Annotated in this window: 14 protein-coding genes; 12 read left to right on the top strand and 2 right to left on the bottom strand. The window is 56.1% G+C overall.

Going from position 1 to position 18,744, the window contains the following annotated elements; all coding sequences use genetic code 11:
* Positions 1-352: 352 nt before the first annotated feature.
* Positions 353-2,239, bottom strand: coding sequence for an Rqc2 family fibronectin-binding protein (locus tag C162_RS11740; protein WP_036694533.1), 1,887 nt, complete (start codon positions 2,237-2,239; stop codon positions 353-355).
* Positions 2,240-2,430: 191 nt separating this feature from the next.
* Between C162_RS11740 and C162_RS11735 the strand changes: the two genes are divergently transcribed.
* The 5 genes from C162_RS11735 (at position 2,431) to C162_RS11715 (ending at position 10,354) form a co-directional block, all read left to right on the top strand.
* Positions 2,431-5,241, top strand: coding sequence for a calcium-translocating P-type ATPase, SERCA-type (locus C162_RS11735; RefSeq protein ID WP_036694531.1), 2,811 nt, complete (start codon positions 2,431-2,433; stop codon positions 5,239-5,241).
* Between the two features lie 115 nt (positions 5,242-5,356).
* Positions 5,357-6,193: a diaminopimelate epimerase gene (gene dapF, locus C162_RS11730; RefSeq protein ID WP_036694530.1), complete on the top strand. Its 837-nt coding sequence runs from the start codon at positions 5,357-5,359 to the stop codon at positions 6,191-6,193.
* A 157-nt stretch (positions 6,194-6,350) separates the two neighbouring features.
* Entirely contained in the window at positions 6,351-8,018 is a 1,668-nt protein-coding gene (locus tag C162_RS11725; RefSeq protein ID WP_051493406.1) for a spore germination protein, read from the top strand.
* Positions 8,008-9,213, top strand: coding sequence for a Ger(x)C family spore germination protein (locus C162_RS11720; protein WP_036694528.1), 1,206 nt, complete (start codon positions 8,008-8,010; stop codon positions 9,211-9,213). Before C162_RS11725 ends, C162_RS11720 begins: the two co-directional genes overlap by 11 nt.
* Before the next feature lie 40 nt (positions 9,214-9,253).
* Complete coding sequence (locus C162_RS11715) at positions 9,254-10,354, top strand: GerAB/ArcD/ProY family transporter (RefSeq protein ID WP_036694526.1); 1,101 nt, start codon at positions 9,254-9,256, stop codon at positions 10,352-10,354.
* Here the strand turns inward: C162_RS11715 and C162_RS11710 are convergent.
* Complete coding sequence (locus C162_RS11710; RefSeq protein WP_036694524.1) at positions 10,327-10,584, bottom strand: hypothetical protein; 258 nt, start codon at positions 10,582-10,584, stop codon at positions 10,327-10,329. The genes C162_RS11715 and C162_RS11710 overlap by 28 nt on opposite strands.
* A gap of 166 nt (positions 10,585-10,750) precedes the next feature.
* On the opposite strand from C162_RS11710, the gene C162_RS11705 reads away from it, so the two are divergent.
* From C162_RS11705 to priA, 7 genes are all read left to right on the top strand, one after another.
* Positions 10,751-12,625 (top strand): bifunctional homocysteine S-methyltransferase/methylenetetrahydrofolate reductase, encoded by a 1,875-nt coding sequence (locus C162_RS11705; RefSeq protein ID WP_036694522.1) that lies wholly within the window; start codon positions 10,751-10,753, stop codon positions 12,623-12,625.
* A 38-nt stretch (positions 12,626-12,663) separates the two neighbouring features.
* Positions 12,664-13,554, top strand: a complete 891-nt coding sequence (locus tag C162_RS11700) for a YicC/YloC family endoribonuclease (protein WP_036694521.1) — start codon at positions 12,664-12,666, stop codon at positions 13,552-13,554.
* A gap of 52 nt (positions 13,555-13,606) precedes the next feature.
* Positions 13,607-13,867: an extracellular matrix/biofilm regulator RemA gene (gene remA, locus C162_RS11695; protein WP_006209218.1), complete on the top strand. Its 261-nt coding sequence runs from the start codon at positions 13,607-13,609 to the stop codon at positions 13,865-13,867.
* A gap of 18 nt (positions 13,868-13,885) precedes the next feature.
* Entirely contained in the window at positions 13,886-14,455 is a 570-nt protein-coding gene (gmk, locus tag C162_RS11690; protein WP_036694520.1) for a guanylate kinase, read from the top strand.
* A 55-nt stretch (positions 14,456-14,510) separates the two neighbouring features.
* Entirely contained in the window at positions 14,511-14,711 is a 201-nt protein-coding gene (gene rpoZ, locus C162_RS11685; protein WP_036694519.1) for a DNA-directed RNA polymerase subunit omega, read from the top strand.
* 239 nt (positions 14,712-14,950) lie between these two features.
* On the top strand, positions 14,951-16,183 hold the full coding sequence (gene coaBC / locus C162_RS11675; protein WP_036694511.1) for a bifunctional phosphopantothenoylcysteine decarboxylase/phosphopantothenate--cysteine ligase CoaBC: 1,233 nt from the start codon (positions 14,951-14,953) through the stop codon (positions 16,181-16,183).
* Positions 16,183-18,714, top strand: coding sequence for a primosomal protein N' (gene priA / locus C162_RS11670; protein ID WP_036694510.1), 2,532 nt, complete (start codon positions 16,183-16,185; stop codon positions 18,712-18,714). Before coaBC ends, priA begins: the two co-directional genes overlap by 1 nt.
* Positions 18,715-18,744: the final 30 nt, after the last annotated feature.

The following is an 18,744-nucleotide window of genomic DNA, read 5'->3' as shown; positions in this document are numbered from 1 at the left end:
CGAAACTGAAACAGCGCGCGCCGATTGAGTATCGACACGCGCTGGCTGCTTAGTTTTTTCTTCTGTCTACTTGACAGGGGTATGACCAATGCGCTACAGGACGGAGGTTTTTTGGTAAGAGCAATCCTTACTGTTAGTAAAGCGCATGATCAGTAAGAGGAAACCGCCTGTTATTGTGTTCAGGTTTCCGCATACATTAGGCCCATGCGCCTTGAGAGAGCCGGTTGTATGCTGTTTTCCTCACACAATGGGCTCATGCGTCTTCACTCGAGCTCATTGTATGCTGTTTTCCGCATACATGGTGAAAGATTACCTTCGCGCGAGCTCAATTTGTTTGCACACTACTGGAGCCTTAACTCCGCAGCACATTCGGCAGCTGCTTGATCCGCTCTTCATCGGGCGTGACGAATAGTGTCCGCTGATGATCGTAGATAACGAATCCCGGCTTGGCTCCGCTCGGCTTGCGCACGTAACGGATGAGCGTGCAGTCCACTGGCACGCTGCTGGATTGCTTGGCCTGGCTGTAATAGGCGGCGAGCTGGGCCGCTTCCTCTAGGGTAGCATCACCGAATTCCTCGCTGCGGATCACCACATGTGAGCCGGGGATATCCTTGGTATGCAGCCAGGTATCGTTCGGTGAAGCGAGCCGGTTGGTGACATATTCGTTTTGCAGATTGTTTTTGCCGACATAGATGTCCACCCCTTCAGAGGAAGTGAAGACTTGCAGCGTGGGTCTGGCTGCCTTCTTTTTCTTCTTGCCTTTCTTGCTGCGGTCGCGTAAGTAGCCTTGGCTGACCAGCTCCTCACGGATCTCCTCAATGTCATTCAGTGAGGCATGGGCCAATTGCTGGAGCAGCAGCTCCATATAGGCGATCTCTTCGTGCGTCTTCTGGACCTGCTCGCCGATCACCCGCAGGCTGTTCTTGTATTTGTTATATTTCTTGAAATACCGCTGTGCATTGTCCGTAGGGCTTAGCAGCGGGTCAAGCGGAACGGTAATCTCCGCCTGATTCTCATCATAGTAGTTTACTAGTTTTGCTTGCTTGTCGCCTTTGTTCACGGTGTGCAGGGAAGCGAACAGCAGCTCGCCCCAGATGCGGAACTGGTCTGCATCCTCGGCTTCGTTCAGGTCCTTTTGCAGGTTGGCCAGCTTCTTGATGTTCTTGCTGCGCTCGTTGCTGAGGAAGCGGATCAGGTCGCTAACCCGCTGCTTGACGGTGTCCTTCTCAGCCTTGTCTCCGTAATAATCCTCCAGGCAGAGGCTAATGGAGCTGTAATGCTTCACATTTCCGCTCATGAGCTTCAGTGGAATGGCTGAGAAGACAGGCTTACCCTTGGGATTCCAGCCGGTGACCGGGGCGAAATCCTGCTTGCTTACTGGTTCCATGACAGAATGGAAGGCTTCCCATAGCTGTTCGGGTTTATCCATCCCGCTGCTGAAATCCTCAGCTTCTCCGCCTATCTCCTTGTACCGGTAGAGGATCTCTCCGGCGATCAGCGGACTCAGGCCGCTGAAGGCGTGAACCAGCCAGCCGGCCGGATCGGCTGAAGGGGCCGGGCCGCCGGAGCCGTCAGCCTGCGGAGCCTCAAGCGAGGCCAGTAATTCTGCGATCTCGCCCTCGATCATATCCTCCTCCGGCTCTTGCGGATGCTCGGCGGCGTAGCGGGCCGCTTCCTCAGCCGAGGCCAGCAGGGCAAGGAAGTCGGGCTGGCTGATCTGCAGGGGATTCAGCTTATGCTGCTGCGGCGGCTGGGTATAAGCTGCTCCCGGCATAACGACCCGATAGCTGCTGATCGACGGTGTGACATGATGAATGCCGTCGATAATCGTCCCTGTGGCCAGCTCCGTCAGAATGATGTTGCTGTGGCGTCCCATTAGCTCGATAATGATTTTTTTGGCGGAGACATCCCCCAGCTCATCCCGGGTTCTGATGGTGATATGAATAATCCGTTCAAGCCCCACCTGGGTAATGCTCTCGATGGTGCCGCCTTCACAATGCTTGCGCATCAGCATGCAGAACATCGGCGCTTCCGCCGGGTTGATGCTGCTTCTCTCGGTCAGGTGCAGCCGGGGGTAGGTCGGGTTCGCCGACAGCAGCAGCTTGCCGCCGCCGCCCGCACCGCGCAGGGTGAAGATGAGGTCATGTGTGCTGGGTTGATATATTTTGCCGACGCGTGCACCGATGAAGGGCTGAAGCTCATGCACGATCGCTTGGGTAACAATGCCGTCTAATGCCATAATAAGGTTCTCCTGTCGCCTGATAATAAAGTACTCCCTCTATGATGCCATACTTTTACCGGTTCGCGCAAAAGGAGAAACCTAGATGCGGTGATATTTTGGGACGACCATGAATACACTTGGACATGAACAGGTGGAAAAGCTGTGCGCCGCCGGAAGTCAAGAAACGACCGGGAGGGGAAAGATTAGTTATGGAACAAAAAAGCTGGCACCGGCTCGGTGCAGAGGAGCTGCAGGAGATGTTCGGCGTTCAGCCGGGAACGGGGTTAAGCGCCGAGGACGCCGCCGCAAGACGCAAAGAGAGCGGGTACAATGAGCTGTCTGAGGGTAAAAGGGTATCGCCTTTTACGCTGCTGCTCAATCAGTTCAAGGATTTCATGGTACTGGTGCTGATGGGGGCGACACTGGTATCCGGCCTGCTCGGCGAATACTTAGACGCCATTACGATTATCGCGATTATTCTGCTTAACGGGGCACTCGGCTTCGTGCAGGAGTTCCGCGCCGAGCGTTCGTTAAGAGCGCTGAAGCAGCTCTCCGCGCCTACGGCCAAAGTGATGCGCGGCGGGAAGCAGGAGGTGCTTCCGGCCAGAATGCTGGTTCCCGGAGATATCGTCCTGCTGGAGAGCGGGGACCGTATACCGGCAGATGTCCGCTGGCTGCAGTGCAGCAGCATCTATGCCGAAGAGTCGGCGCTGACAGGGGAGTCGCTGCCGGTCTCCAAGCATGCCTCGGCGATCTACGCTGAAGACATCCCGCTGGGCGATCAGAAGAATATCGGCTTTATGGGTACGATGGTGACCCGGGGAACCGGCCGGGCGGTGGTCATCCGCACCGGTATGGCTACCGAGATGGGCAAGATTGCCGATCTGATCCAGAACACCGAATCCCAGGAGACCCCGCTGCAGCACCGTCTGGAGCAGCTCGGCAAGATTCTGATCTATGTCTCATTGGGACTGACCATTGTTGTGGTCCTGGCAGGAATTATGCATGGTCAGCCGGCAACGGCGATGTTCCTGGCCGGGGTGAGTCTGGCAGTGGCAGCTATTCCCGAAGGACTTCCGGCCATTGTGACGATTGCGCTTGCGCTGGGTGTACAGCGGATGATCAAGCGCAAGGCGATTGTCCGCAAGCTGCCTTCGGTAGAGACCCTCGGCTGTGCCTCCGTCATCTGCTCGGATAAGACAGGAACCCTGACGCAGAACAAAATGACAGTCACCCAGCTCTGGAACGCCGGACGGACCCTTGAGGTATCAGGGGAAGGTTATGCTCCGGTAGGCAGTGTGCTGCGTAACGGCCGGCCCGTTGATTTGAAAAATGACCAGAGTCTCCGGCGCATGCTTCAGGTGGGAGCATTATGCAGCAATGCAGAGATTTATGAGAGCTTCCCCGATACGCGCAGCAAAAAGAAAGGCAAAGGTGCAGAGGCCGATAAAGGGGCTAACGCCCAGCCGGTCTGGGAACTGAAGGGCGATCCTACGGAAGGTGCGCTGGTCGCTTTGTCTGCCAAAATGGGACTAACTGCCCAGGCGCTTGCCGTAACCTATACCCGGGAGACGGAGTTTCCGTTCGATTCCGAACGTAAGCTGATGTCGGTGGTTGTGAATCACCCCGGCGGCCGGATGATCTGCACCAAAGGAGCACCTGACGTGCTCCTGAATTGCTGCACGTATATGCTGTGGGAGGGCGGAGTCGTGCCCTGCACGCCGACCTTGCGCCAGAAGGTGCTGGATGCCAATGAACAGATGGCTTCCGGCGCGCTGCGTGTGCTAGGGATGGCTTACCGGGAGTTGCGGAGCGGAGAAACGGCTGGCAGCGAGAAGGAAGCGGAAAGCCAGCTTGTCTTCGTGGGTCTGGCCGGGATGATCGATCCGCCGCGCAAGGAAGTGCGCGATGCGATCAGCGTGACCCGCCGGGCAGGTATCAAGACAGTGATGATTACCGGCGACCATGGGACGACGGCAGAGGCTATTGCCCATCAACTCGGCATTCTGCAGCGCGGCGGCACGGTCCTGACCGGCAGCCAGCTTACCCGGATGGACGATGACGCGCTGGATAAGGTCTCCGACAGCGTGTTCGTCTACGCCCGGGTATCGCCGGAGCATAAGCTGCGGATTGTCAAGTCGCTGCAGCGCCACGGCCATGTCGTCGCGATGACCGGCGATGGGGTGAACGATGCGCCTGCGATCAAGGCTGCCGATATCGGGATCTCGATGGGGATCACCGGCACGGATGTGACGAAGGAGGCTTCGGCCCTGGTCCTGGGGGACGATAACTTCTCGACCATCGTGGCCGCCATTGAAGAGGGACGGAATATCTATGAGAATATCCGCAAGTTCATCCGGTATCTGCTGGCTTCGAATGTCGGCGAGATTCTGACCATGTTCTTCGCCATGATGCTCGGGCTGCCGCTGCCGCTGGTTCCGATTCAGATTCTGTGGGTCAATCTGGTTACAGACGGCTTGCCCGCAATGGCACTGGGCGTAGACCAGCCGGAGAAGGATCTGATGGAGCACAAGCCGCGCGGGGCGAAGGAGAATATCTTTGCCCGCCGTCTGGGCTGGAAGATTGTCAGCCGCGGGCTGCTGATCGGACTCTGTACCCTGGCCGCCTTCTGGCTGACGCTGCGGATTGATCCAGGCAGCGCGCAGCAATTGATCCGCGCGCAGTCGGTTGCTTTTGCCACCCTTGTTATGGCACAGCTCATTCATGTGTTCGACTGCCGCAGCTCGCGCTCGGTCTTCTACCGGAATCCGTTCCAGAACAGATATCTGGTCCTGGCTGTCCTGTCCTCTGTCCTCTTAATGCTGGCTGTAATGTACCTCCCTGTGCTTCAGCCGGTGTTCAAGACCGTTCCGCTCAGTTTCCGTGAATGGTGCCTGGTGCTGGTGATGGCCGGAATCCCGACCTTCCTGATGGGAGCGGGCAGCGTCTGGGGCGGCAAGAAGAACCGCAGCCGCAGCGGCGGACGCCAGATGATAAAAAGTACAAAGTTTTCAGCATAAAATCAATAGCTTCACTCCACTCCTATAAGGTATGCTGGTTTCACTGAGAAGCTTGGTTTATGATGAACCAGGAATGTGGAAACAGCTGATCTTACTTATAGGAGTGGACCTGACAATGGAATTTACTAAAATGCACGGTTTGGGCAATGATTTTATTATCGTATTCGGCGAGGATGAGCTGCCGGGCAATGCCCCGGAGCTGGCAGTTACGCTGTGCAACCGGTTCTTCGGCATCGGCGCAGACGGACTGGTGTACATTCTTCCTTCGCAGCGCGGCGATTACATGATGCGTATCATGAATTCTGACGGCTCCGAGGCTGAGCAATGCGGCAATGCGATCCGCTGTGTATCCAAATATGTATATGAGCATGGCCTGGTGGAATCGGAGCAGATAGTCATTGAGACGATTGGCGCCGGAGAACAGAAGGTCTCCCTGAAGGTGAAGGACGGGATCGTGGAGAGCGTAACCGTGGATATGGGTGAGCCGGTCCTGTCCGGACCGCAGATTCCTGTAGCGATCGACGCGGAGCCTGTGCTGGACCAGCCGATTGATGCGGACGGCACAGCGTTCCGGTTCACCGCAGTCTCTATGGGGAACCCCCATGCGGTCATTTATGTGGACGATGCAGTGTCGTTTGATCTCACTACGTGGGGGCCGAAGCTTGAGGTTCACCCGCTCTTCCCTCGTAAGGTCAACGTGGAGTTCGCCACAGTAGTGAACCGCGGCCGCGTGGACATGCGCGTCTGGGAGCGTGGTGCCGGGCCTACCCTAGCCTGCGGAACAGGCGCCTGCGCGACGCTGGTCTCCTCCGTGCTGAATGGAGTGACGGACCGCTCGGCGGTCATCAGCCTGAAGGGCGGCGACTTGTTCATCGAATGGAACGAGGAGGATAATCATGTGTATATGACCGGCCCTGCGCAGGTGGTATACACCGGCTCAGTCGATATCTGATTCCCATATAACTATTCGCAATCCCCTGCATACCAGATGCAGGGGATTTGTTGTGTTGTTTAAGAGGAATGGGACGAGTGTGGAAGGGCAGCCGAATAATGGCAGGCATATCCGCGAATAATAGAACTCTGCATAGAATCAGGGAGGAGGAGCGGTGATGAAGTCAGGATCCAACCGAAAAGCACAGAATGCAGGAGCAGATAGTGCACCGGGACCGGGACAGCCTGAGGGTGGTGTTGCCCTGGGCCTCGCGGATACGGTCGCCCAGAGTCTGCTCCATATTCAGACGGAGCTTGGCGGCAGTCCGGATCTCCTTATCCGCAGAATCCAGATCGGGGGAGAACGCCGGCTGGAAGCGGCTGCTGTTCATCTGAGCGGGCTGGCGGACTCAGCCTCCGTGAATGAATTCGTGCTGGGCTCGCTGCTGAATCATACGGAGGAGCTGTTCCTCGATAGCGCGGCCGGCGGCGCTGACAGTCCTCGGGAACAAGCTTCGCTCCCGCAGCAGATCCTTAGCCGTGCTATGGAGATAGGTGATGCGGAGCTCCAGGAGAATTGGAAGGAAATCATGCTCGCTATTCTCTCCGGGGACACAGCGATTCTGCTGGAGGGCTGCCGGTCAGCGATTCTGTGCGGAACCAGGGGCGGGGAGCAGCGGGCAGTCAGTGAGCCTTCCTCCCAGCTCGTGGTCAGGGGGCCGAAGGACGGGTTCGTCGAGTCGGTGGCCACGAACATCTCGCTGATCCGCCGCAGAATCAAATCCGCCAAGCTGCGCCTGGAGGTCTTGAAGATCGGCTCGGAGACCCATACCCATGTGGCGCTGATGTACATGAAAGGGATTGCGGGGGAGGATCTGATCCGCGAAGCCAGAGACCGGCTGAACAAGATTGTTATTAATGAGATTCTGGAATCCGGGTATATTGAGGAATTAATTCAGGACAAGACCTTTACGCCGTTTCCAACGATCTACAACACGGAACGGCCGGATGTGGCTGCAGGTAATCTGCTGGAAGGCCGGGTGGTTATTATTGTGGACGGCACGCCGTTTGTGTTGATTCTTCCGGCGGTGTTTACGCAGTTTTTTCAATCTGCAGAGGACTATTCCCAGCGGTTCGACATTGCCATATTGATGCGGCTGGTACGTTATTTGAGCTTCATCGTTCTGATTCTGGGACCTTCGGTCTACCTCGCGCTGACCACCTATCATTATGAGATGATTCCGACGACGCTGCTGATTAATCTGCTCTCCCAGCGGGAGAATGTACCCTTCCCGGCCTTTGTGGAGCTGCTCTTGATGGAGATGGCCTTTGAAATTCTGCGTGAAGCCGGGGTGCGCATGCCGCGCGCCATCGGGCAGACGGTCTCAGTGGTCGGTGCGCTTATTCTGGGCACAGCGGTGGTAGAGGCCGGAATTATTACGCCCATCATGGTTATCGTAGTGGCGTTAACCGGGATCGCCAGCTTTGCCCTTCCTGCGTATAACATGGCGATTGCCGGGAGAATTATACGGTTTGCTTTTCTGGTCCTGGCCAGTATTTTCGGCTTCTATGGAATTACGCTGGGCATGATTCTGCTTGTAGCACATATGAACAGCTTGAGATCCTTCGGTGTTCCATATCTCTCCCCCTTCGTGCCGCTCTCGGTTAAAGGGCAGAAGGACACGTTGCTCAGACTTCCGCTCTGGCTGAACGGCGCGGACAAGCCGCCGGCGCAGATGCGCGGGGAAATGCCGGACTACATGCTGCTAACGACCGGTCATGAAGAGCAGCGCCCCCCGTTAATCCGCAAGAATAGCAGGGCTGAGGAGGAGAAACGTGAGGAATAGAATCTTGGGCGGCATAGGTGTACTGTTTGTCCTTCCACTGCTGCTGCTTACCGGCTGCTGGGACAGTGTTGAACTCAACCGGCGGGCGATTGTCTCGGGGGTAGCGATCGACAAGGGCGACTCTGAGGCTGAGCGGTACAAGCTGTCCTTTCAAGTGATTGTGGCGGAGGAAATCTCCGGAGAGAAGAGCAGAGGCATATCGCCGGTTGCGCTGTACACAGGAACAGGCCGCACGATGTTCGAGGCACTGGCAGACGCTTCCCGCCAGACGGCACGCTTCCTCTCCCTGGGCCATGTGCGGGTACTGGTGATCTCGGAGGCGTTCGCCCGCGAAGGCATCAAGGATCTTCTGGATGTGCTGGAGCGGGAGAGTGATACCCGGCTGAACAGTCTGATCTTCATCTCCAAGGGACAGCCTGCGCGTGAGATCATGTCCACAATGACCGTGTTCAGCAAAATCCCGGCCAATGATCTGGTAGAGAAGCTGGAGACGACCTCCAAGCAGTTCGGCTATAACTTCCGGATGGCCGTGGATGATGTGATCCGGGGGATTCAGATCAGAGGAGGCGGTCCTGTGATCAACGGGGTATACACCAGAGGAGAGTGGACTCCGTCATCGGGCAGCAATGACAGCCTGAAGAATATCGAACCCCGGTCGATCCTGAGAGTCTCCTCTCTTGCGGCGTTCAAGGATGACAAGCTGAAGGGCTGGCTTACGGGTGACGCTGCTCTCGGTACCGTTCTTTTGCATAATCGGATCAAAGAGTTCCCGGTTCTGCTCAAGCAGCAGGAGGGCGGCTATCTCTCCTTCAACATCTATCAGTCCCAGGTATCGCTTGCGGTCAATTCGTCTGACCCGGAGCATACTGTCTTTACGGTCAAGATCACGCAGCAGGCTGCGCTCAAGGAAGCTCCGAATCCGCTCGATCTTACCTCGCCTAAAGTGCTGGAAGAGCTGTCAGACCGGCTTATAAAAGAAAGCGTGAAGCATATACAAGCAGCTATAAGTACCGCCAAAGAATTGGGCAGCGATTATCTCGGCTTTGGACGGGCATTACAGCGGAAGGACCCGCGCGGCTGGAAGAAGGTCAGGGACCACTGGGAGGACGTATTCGCAGACTGTGAAATCCGGTTCGATGCGGATGTGGTCATCCGGCATACGGATATGCGCAGCAACTCTTTTCAAATTCATTAAGTCTGCCGGTAGGGTATCCGGGTGAGGAGGTTCACAGAATATGGGTAAGGTCAAAATCGGACTCGTCGAATTCTTCAGCCTGACGGTGCTGTTCGAGCTGGGCACGGCGCTGGTGGTTAATCTGGGAATGGGGGCAGGCCGGGATGCCTGGCTCTCGATCCTGCTCGGCTGCGCGGCGGGGCTGATGATGTTCACGGGATACGCCTATCTGTACCGCAAGCATCCGGACCAGCCTTTTACAGCCTATACACGGCAAATTCTCGGAAAATATATCGGGGCACCGGTAGGGCTGCTCTATATTATTCTCTACATAAACCTGGCCGCCCGGGATCTGCGCGATGGCAGCACCATGCTCGCAATGTCGACCATGCACAATACTCCGCTGTTCATCTTAAGTGCCCTGATGCTGCTGTCGGGAGCTTATGTGCTGCATAAGGGGGTGGAGGTGCTGAGCAGAACGTCCATGGTATTTGCGTTTGTCGTTCTGGGGATCGGCCTGTTCGGGACAGTGATGCTGATACTCTCCGGTACGATCAATCTGCACAGACTGTTGCCTGTACTGGAGAATGGCCTCCAGCCCGTGCTTAGCTCGGTGATTCATCAGAATTATATGTTTCCGTTCGGAGAGATGGTGTGCTTCACTATGCTGATGCCGTACCTGTCCAGTGTCAAAAAAGGACCGTGGATCATCGCCGCCGCCATGGTGTTCTCCGCGCTGCTGCTCAGCTTCACGATGGCGCTGAATGTTTCGGTTCTGGGTGCTGACATTGTTGAGCGTTCGCCGCTCCCGCTGATGCCGACAATCAGCAAGATCTCCATTTCGGATATCATCCAGCGGGTGGATATTTTCGTGGTTATGGTGCTGATCATCGGGGTGTTTTTCAAAATGGCCGTTTTCTTTGCTGCCGCGCTGATCGGAATCTCGGACCTGTTCAAGCTGCCGTACCGGAGAATGCTCTATCCCTGCGGACTGATCATCCTCTTCACCTCCATGCTGGATGCACGCAGCTTCATTGAACATCTCGATGAGGGCGGGACCCTGCTGTACAGGGTATACCCTTATTTAATGATAGTCATTCCGGTGCTGCTGGTCATCGTGACGGCGGTTCGTGATCATTTCTCCGCTCCCCGGCCAGGCTGACGGCCGCTCACCCAATAGATGGCATCCGGCACGATCAGCAGCAGCACCAGTACAGCCGCAGTCAGCTTCTCCGAGGTAGTATAGAGCAGATAATTCAGAATATAGCGGATATTCTCCGCGCCGTAGCCTAACATCAAGTCCAGCAGGTACAGGTAGAGCAGCGAGAGCGCCGACAGCAGGAGAATTATGGCATATTTGCGCAGCAGCAGTTTTCTTATTTTTTTCTTCATTCCTACAGTCTCCTTCCGGCAAGATTAAGCGTAGTATGAATCATTTGCCGGACTGGCATACAAGAATAACGGACGGGCGCCTCTTTTGCCCGCTAAAGCTTATCATCCATCCCGATTTATGTTACATTAGTATGAAACTAATGTCAGTAAAGGGGAGGTTCTTGCGGTGAAGCCGGATTTGCGCTCTGCATGGGAGAAGGGTGTGTTGGTCGGAGACGGAGCGATGGGAACTTTTTTGTATCAAAAGGGTTTCCCTGTCGGCATCTCCTACGAGGAATTGAATCTGACCTCACCGGAGGTCATTGAGGATGTGCACCGGAGCTATATCAATGCAGGTGCTGTACTGCTGGAGAGTAATACTTACTCCGCGAACTACGACAAGCTGTCGAAGTTCGGACTGGAGGCCAAGGTGGCGGACATCAACCGTGCGGGGGTCCGCATTGCCCGCCGGGCTGCCGGCGAGAACGGTTATGTAGTCGGAGCCATCGGCTCGATCCGCGCCGGCAAACGGGCGAATCTGTCCTCCTCCGAGCTGAAGAAATTCTTCTCTCAGCAGATTGCTGCGCTCCTGGAGGAAGCGCCGGACGGGATCATGCTGGAGACCTTCTATGATGTCGAGGAGCTTCATCTGGCGCTGAAGGCTGTGCGTAAGCTCAGTACGCTGCCGGTAATCTGCCAGCTGGCTGTGGACGATTCGGCGCGGACGCTAGACGGATTAACCCTGCCGGAAGCGTTCCATATTCTGCAGCAGGACGGAGCGGATGTGATCGGCTTCAACTGCAACACCGGACCGAACGGGATCAAGCGTGCGCTGGGTACGCTACAGGGCAAGCTGGCGTTGCCGGTGTCGATCTATCCGAATGCGGGCGTAGCCGATTATGTAGACGGCCAGTACCGCTATGGCGCCTCGCCGGAATATTTCGGACAGATGGCTCCGGTGTTCGCGGATATGGGCAGCCGGATTATCGGGGGCTGCTGCGGCACCACTCCTAAGCATATCGCTGAAATCTCCGCTGCCCTGAAGGACTATGCGGTGGAGCCGCTGCCTGAGCCTGCTGCCTTCAGTGCGCCTGAGAGCATTGCGGTGCAGGAGCATCTGGCGGATGACGGGGGACAGAGAGGCGGCGAACCGACGCTTGTCGATCTGGTCAAGGAACGCCACACCGTTATCGTAGAGCTTGACCCTCCGCGCGATCTGGACATCGCGAAGTTCATGAAGGGGGCAGAGGCGCTGCGCCGGGCCGGAGCCGATGCGCTGACGCTGGCCGATAATTCGCTTGCTGTCACCCGGATGAGCAATATGGCGCTGGGCCATCTGGTGCAGGCCCGCACAGGCCTGCGGCCACTGGTGCATATTGCCTGCCGTGACCGCAATCTGATTGGCACCCAGTCGCATCTGATGGGCTTCGACGCGCTGGGGATTGACCATGTGCTGGCCGTGACCGGAGATCCTGCCCGGTTCGGGGATCTGCCCGGCTCAAGCTCGATTTATGACCTGACTTCATTTGAAATTATACGTATGATTAAGCAGCTCAATGACGGCGTGGCCTTCTCCGGCAAGCCGCTCAAGCAGAACGCGAAGTTCGTCATCGGCGCAGCGTTCAATCCCAATGTCAAGCATCTGGACAAAGCGGTCGAGCGCCTGGAGAAGAAGATTGCCTCGGGTGCGGATTATATTATGACCCAGCCCGTGTATGATCCTGAATTGATTGCCCGGATTGCCAAGGCTACCGAGCACCTGGATATTCCGATCTTCATCGGCATTATGCCGCTGGCCAGCGGACGCAATGCAGAGTATCTGCATAATGAGGTTCCCGGCATTCAGCTCTCCGCCGAGGTCCGCAGCCGGATGGCCGGACTCGAAGGCGAGGCGGGCCGGGCCGAAGGGGTGCTGATCGCCAAGGAGCTGCTGGATGCGGCTATTGCACATTTTAACGGAATCTATCTGATTACGCCGTTTATGTTCTATGATATGAGCGTGCAGCTCCTGGAGTATATTTGGGAGAAGCAAGGACGGAAGTTATCCCCCTTGTTTCGCTAGTAATAATCAATTACAATAGTGTAATGGATGTGATTCCGTTGTCATATAGTATGACCGGATACGGTCAGTCAGCCCTGCAATACGGCGAACACAAGATAACGTTCGAGGTCAAATCGGTGAATAACCGGTACTGCGAAGTTGTGCTGCGGTTGCCCAGGGAATGGACGGGGTATGAGGATAGGCTGCGCAGAATGGTTCAGGCTCATATCAGACGGGGACGGGTAGATGTTATTATTAATAGAGAACTCACCGACGGGGCGGCTGACACGCATGTGCTGGACCGCCGCAGGGTGAGCTCCTATCTTGATGCAGCGGAGGTACTGGTCCGGGAGTATGGCTTCAAGGGAGAGTTGTCCCTGCGGGATATCCTTGCTATGCCCGGTGTAATGGAACCGAAGGAAGAGACGGCTGCTGCTGACTCCTCCGGAGAACTTGCAGATCTTCTGGAGCAGGGTCTCCAGCTTAGTCTGGAGGCCCTGCTGGAGATGCGCGGACGGGAAGGCTCCTATTTGGCGGCCGATCTGACGCGCAGACTTGACCGTCTGGAAGAGCTGCATGCCGGAATCAGCAGATATGCGCCTCTGGTTGTGGCGGAGCAGCGCGAGAAGCTGCGGCAACGGCTTAACCTGCTGAATGACGGGAGCTTGCCCTGGGATGAGCATAAATTCGGCATGGAGATGGCTATTTTCGCCGACCGCTGCAATATAGATGAGGAGCTGACCCGGCTTCACAGCCATTTCGGCCAGTGCCGGGCCTTGCTGCTGGGCAGCGAGCCTGCCGGACGCAAGCTTGATTTTCTCATCCAGGAGATGAACAGGGAGACCAACACAATAGGGTCGAAGTGCAGTCATCTGGCGGTTGTGAATCTGACGCTTGATATGAAGGCGGAGCTCGAGAAGATTCGGGAGCAGGCGGCGAACCTGGAATGACAGGAACCAGGGAGCAAGCTATGATGTTACTTATGGGGGGAACAACCGGAACATGGCAATCAAATTAATCAACATCGGCTTTGGGAATATCGTGTCAGCGAACCGCATTATTTCCATTGTCAGCCCGGAATCGGCACCGATTAAGAGAATTATCCAGGAGGCCAGAGACAGGCATATGCTGATCGATGCCACCTACGGGAGGCGGACGCGGGCTGTCATTATTACCGACAGCGACCATGTGATTCTCTCGGCTGTACAGCCTGAGACGGTAGCTCACCGCCTATCCAGCAAAGACGACGATAACGATGAATAACAACAAATGGAGTGTACTATGTCAAAAGGATTGCTGATTATACTATCCGGCCCTTCCGGTGTCGGCAAAGGCACGGTATGCACAGCGCTGCGGCCGAAGATGCCCGAACTCGTCTATTCCGTTTCTGCCACCACACGCTCTCCGCGTGCAGGTGAAGAGAACGGAGTCAATTATTTTTTCAAATCCAGAGAGCAGTTCGCCGATATGATTGAAGGCGACAAGCTGCTGGAATATGCGGAGTACGTAGGCAATTATTACGGTACTCCGCGTGACTTTGTAGAGAGAACCCTCGAGAGCGGAAGAGATATTATTCTGGAGATCGAGGTTCAGGGAGCACTCAAGGTCAAAGAGAAATTCCCCGAAGGGATCTTTGTATTCCTTCTTCCCCCGTCCATGGACGAGTTGAAGGACCGTATTCGCGGACGTGGAACAGAGCATCCTGATGTGATCAGCCACCGCATGTCTGTGGCTGAAGACGAGATCGGTTTGATCCGGCATTATGATTATGCCGTGGTGAATGATGAGATTGATCTGGCCTGCAAGCGAATAGAAAGCATTATTATCGCCGAACATTGTAAGGTGCGATGAACAAGTTCTACAGGATTGGTCCATATTTACAGTAAAAGATGAAGAGGTGCCTTACATGCTATATCCATCCATTGACGAACTGGTGACTAAGGTCGACAGCAAGTATTCCCTGGTAGTCGCTTCAGCCCGCCGGGCCAGAGCACTCCGTGAAGGCGGCAAGACCGATATCGTTGCGCCTAAATCGCATAAGTATGTCGGTGTTGCACTTGAAGAAATCTATGAAGACCGCATTATAGTAACGCGCGGCGAGGAATAGGACCAGTTCCGTAGCCTAAGCCTGAAGAGGCTTGGGTGCATGATCTATCCGCACTTGTCCCGCTTGAAATGGTGCCGCCACAGTAAGGGCGGCAGAACCATTTCTGCCGGGCAGGCTGCTCATAAACAAAATAGCCCGTACCGGGCTGTTCCTGACAACCGGAAGGTTGTTATTTTTTTCTCTATCTATATGGAAATATTGAAGCTTAATATAGATTCTGTAGCGGGGGGAGAACACAAATGAAGAGCCTACAAGGGAAGTCGATTATACTCGGAATCACCGGCGGTATTGCTGCGTATAAGGCGGCGGCGCTGACCAGCAAGCTTACCCAGAAGGGGGCCGAGGTACATGTTATTATGACGTCATCGGCCAAGCAGTTCATTACGGAGCTGACGCTCCAGTCGTTGTCGAAGCAGCGGGTGTACAGTGATACGTTCCAGGAGCGCGACCCGTCTTCGATTTCGCATATTGATCTGGCAGATGCTGCCGACCTGGTCCTGATTGCTCCGGCTACGGCCAATATTATCGCCAAAATGGCCCACGGGCTGGCAGACGATATGCTGTCCACCACGCTTCTTGCTACAACAGCGCCTATTATGGTAGCTCCGGCGATGAATGTCCATATGTATCAGCATCCGGCGGTCCTCAGCAATATGGATACCCTCTATAACAGAGGTATTCAGTTTATTGAGCCTGGAGAAGGGCTGCTGGCCTGCGGGTATGTGGGCAAGGGACGGCTGGAGGAGCCGGAGGAGATCGTGAAGGTGGTTGAGAACTTTTTTGTACTGCAGAAGGAGAAGACCTCCGGACCGCTTGCCGGCAAAAAAGTGGTGATTACCGCAGGAGGTACGGTGGAACGCATAGATCCCGTCCGTTATATCTCCAATGATTCCTCGGGTAAAATGGGCTTCGCCCTAGCGCGCGCCGCGCGCGCCATGGGTGCTGCGGTGACGCTGATTGCCGCGCGTACCGATGAGGCGCCGCCCCGTGATGCCGGTATCGATCTGGTCCGTGTCCAGTCAGCACAGGAGATGCACGATGCGGTCATGGACCGCTGGAGGGATTGCGATATTCTTGTAAAAGCAGCGGCGGTTGCGGATTACCGTCCACGCGAGAGCAGTGACTCGAAGATTAAGAAGAGCGGTAGCACCATGACGCTGGAGCTGGTGAAGACAACTGATATTCTGGAGAGCCTGGGCAGAATCAAGGATAAGCAGTTCCTGATCGGCTTTGCCGCTGAGACCGGAAATGCCGAAGCCTATGCCAAGGATAAGCTGGTCCGCAAGAACCTTGATCTGATCGTAGCCAATGATGTGGCCGTAGAAGGCGCGGGCTTTGGCACGGATACCAACATCGTCAAGGTGTATGATGCCGAAGGTCTGGTGCTTGATCTTCCGCTGGCCTCCAAGGATGAGGTGGCGCGCCGGATTCTGCGGCTGGCTGCAGATCGTGTAGCCGGAGCTTTACTATAATGGATATTGCCAAGGTCATTGTCGATGTTCCTGTACGCAGCACCGACCGGCCGTTTGACTATATTATCCCGGATGCTCTGAAGCTGTGGATTGAAGTGGGCAGCCGGGTGGCTGTTCCGTTCGGCCCCCGAACGGTCCAAGGTTTCGTAGTGTCCCTGGAATCAGGGGAGACCGGCAGTGTCTCCCGGATGAAGCCGATTGTAGAAGTACTGGATCTGTTGCCGCCCCTGTCGCCGGAGCTGGTGGAGCTGGCTGATTGGATGAGTCAAAGATACGCCTGCAGACGGATCTCCGCACTGCAGGCGATGCTTCCGACTGCCTTGAAGGGCAAAGCCGAGCGTCTGATCTCGCTTGGGAGTATAGAAGAGGCGTCCAGCGCCCCCGCAGATGAGCTGTTTCCGCTCTTCCTGGAGGCGGATAACGAAGAACAGCAGATCATTGATTTCGTTAAGCGACACAGTGAGGTATCCATGAAGCTGCTGACCCGCACCTTCCCTGAGGCTGCAGAGACGATTAAGTTCATGGTGCGGCGCGGCGTACTGGCAGAGAGCCAGTCGATTAAGGATAAAATGGGCAAAAAGAAGCTCAAGGCCGTTGATTTGGCTATTGGCCTGTCAGCAGCCCGGGAGTCGCTCTCCAGCTTCCCGGCGCGTTCGGCGCGCCAGAAGGAGGTGCTCTCCTACCTCATTGATATGGAAGCCCTGCTGCCGATGCCGCTCAAGGATATTCTGGCGATCCTTCAGGTTACTGCGGGCACGGTCAAAGCACTTGCAGACAAGGGTTATATTGAAATCAGTGAAATTGAAGTCTACCGTGACCCCTACCAGGGACGGGACTTTAAGCCAAGTACCCCGCTTCCGCTGACAGCGGAGCAGGAGATTGTATACAAGCGGATTGTGGGCACTGTAGAGCAGCAGACGCATGAAGTCTTCCTGCTGCACGGGGTGACCGGCAGCGGGAAGACGGAAATCTATCTCCAGACGATCCAGCGCTGTATCGAGCAGGGACGGCAGGCAGTGGTGCTGGTGCCTGAGATTGCACTGACTCCGCAGATGGTGGAACGGTTCAAGGGCCGGTTCGGCAGCGGGGTGGCGGTGATGCACAGCCGGCTGTCTGTAGGCGAACGTTATGACGAGTGGCGCAAGATCCGCGAAGGCAAGGCAATGGTTGCGGTCGGAGCACGCTCAGCCGTGTTCGCTCCGTTTGCCAATCTGGGCCTCATTATTATGGATGAAGAGCATGAAGGCTCCTATAAGCAGGAGGAGAATCCGAAATATCATGCCCGTGATGTGGCTGTCCGCAGGGCAGAGCAGGGCGGTGCCGTGGTGATTCTGGGCTCTGCAACACCTTCACTGGAGAGCTATCATGCCGCTAGATCGCAGAGTGATATCCACTTCTCGCCGATTCTGCTGGAAATGCCGAGCCGTGCACTCGGCAACGAGCTGCCGCAGGTGGCAGTGGTTGATATGCGTGAAGAGCTGAAGGAAGGCAACCGCTCCATGTTCAGCCGCAGCCTGCATGCCGCTCTGGTAAGCAGATTGGAGCGCGGTGAACAGACGGTGCTGCTGCTCAACCGCAGAGGCTTCTCGACCTTCGTCATGTGCCGGAGCTGCGGCTATGTTGCCGGCTGTCCGGAATGCGATATCTCGCTCACCTATCACAGCCGTAGCGACAATCTGCGCTGTCACTACTGTGGGCATGCTGAGCCCGCGCCCAAGCTGTGCCCGGAGTGCGGCAGTGAGCATATCCGCTTCTTCGGGACAGGGACACAACGGGTAGAGGAAGAGCTGGGCAAGCTGTTCCCCGGCATCCGGGTTATTCGTATGGATGTGGACACGACCACGGAGAAGGGCTCACATGAGAAGCTGCTGAACCAGTTCAGAGACAAGAAGGCCGATGTGCTGCTGGGCACACAGATGGTCGCCAAAGGACTCGACTTCCCCGATGTAACGCTGGTTGGGGTCATTACTGCGGATTCTGCGCTCAATCTTCCTGATTTCCGGGCGGCTGAGAAGACCTTTCAGCTCTTGACGCAGGTTGCCGGCCGTGCGGGGCGGCATCAGCTCCCCGGCGAGGTGGTGGTGCAGTCGTATACACCGGAGCATTACTCGATTATCCATGCCAGCGGGCATGATTACCGTTCATTCGTCCGGGACGAGCTGAAGCACCGCAAAGAGCTGCATTACCCGCCCTATTGCCGTCTGATTCTGGTTACTCTGTCGCATGAGCAGCTTCCGCTGCTGCTGAAGCTTGCGGAGAACTATGCGCTCAGCATTCAGGGCAAAGCCAGACAGCTGCGCTGGTACGGCAGTCTGGACAAGCTCTCTTCGGATGCGCTGGATCTGCTGGGACCGGTGGCCTCGCCGCTGCCCCGGCTGAAGGGCCGCTACCGGTTCCAGTGCATCATCAAATGGCGCGGTGCGATTGACGCCATTGCGCTGGCCCGCCAGGTGGCGGAGGAGCTGGAGGATTCCGTCCGCGATAAGGGGCTGCAGATCAGCATTGATGTTGATCCGCAGATGTTGATGTAATTCTCCGGCGTGTTACAATAGTAAGGCGGT

The organism is Paenibacillus sp. FSL R7-269, assembly GCF_000517865.1.
In the GTDB taxonomy this organism is placed as follows: Bacteria; Bacillota; Bacilli; order Paenibacillales; family Paenibacillaceae; genus Paenibacillus_AQ.
Note: the sequence above shows the minus strand (reverse complement) of the source record. Positions and strands in the feature narration are given on the sequence as shown.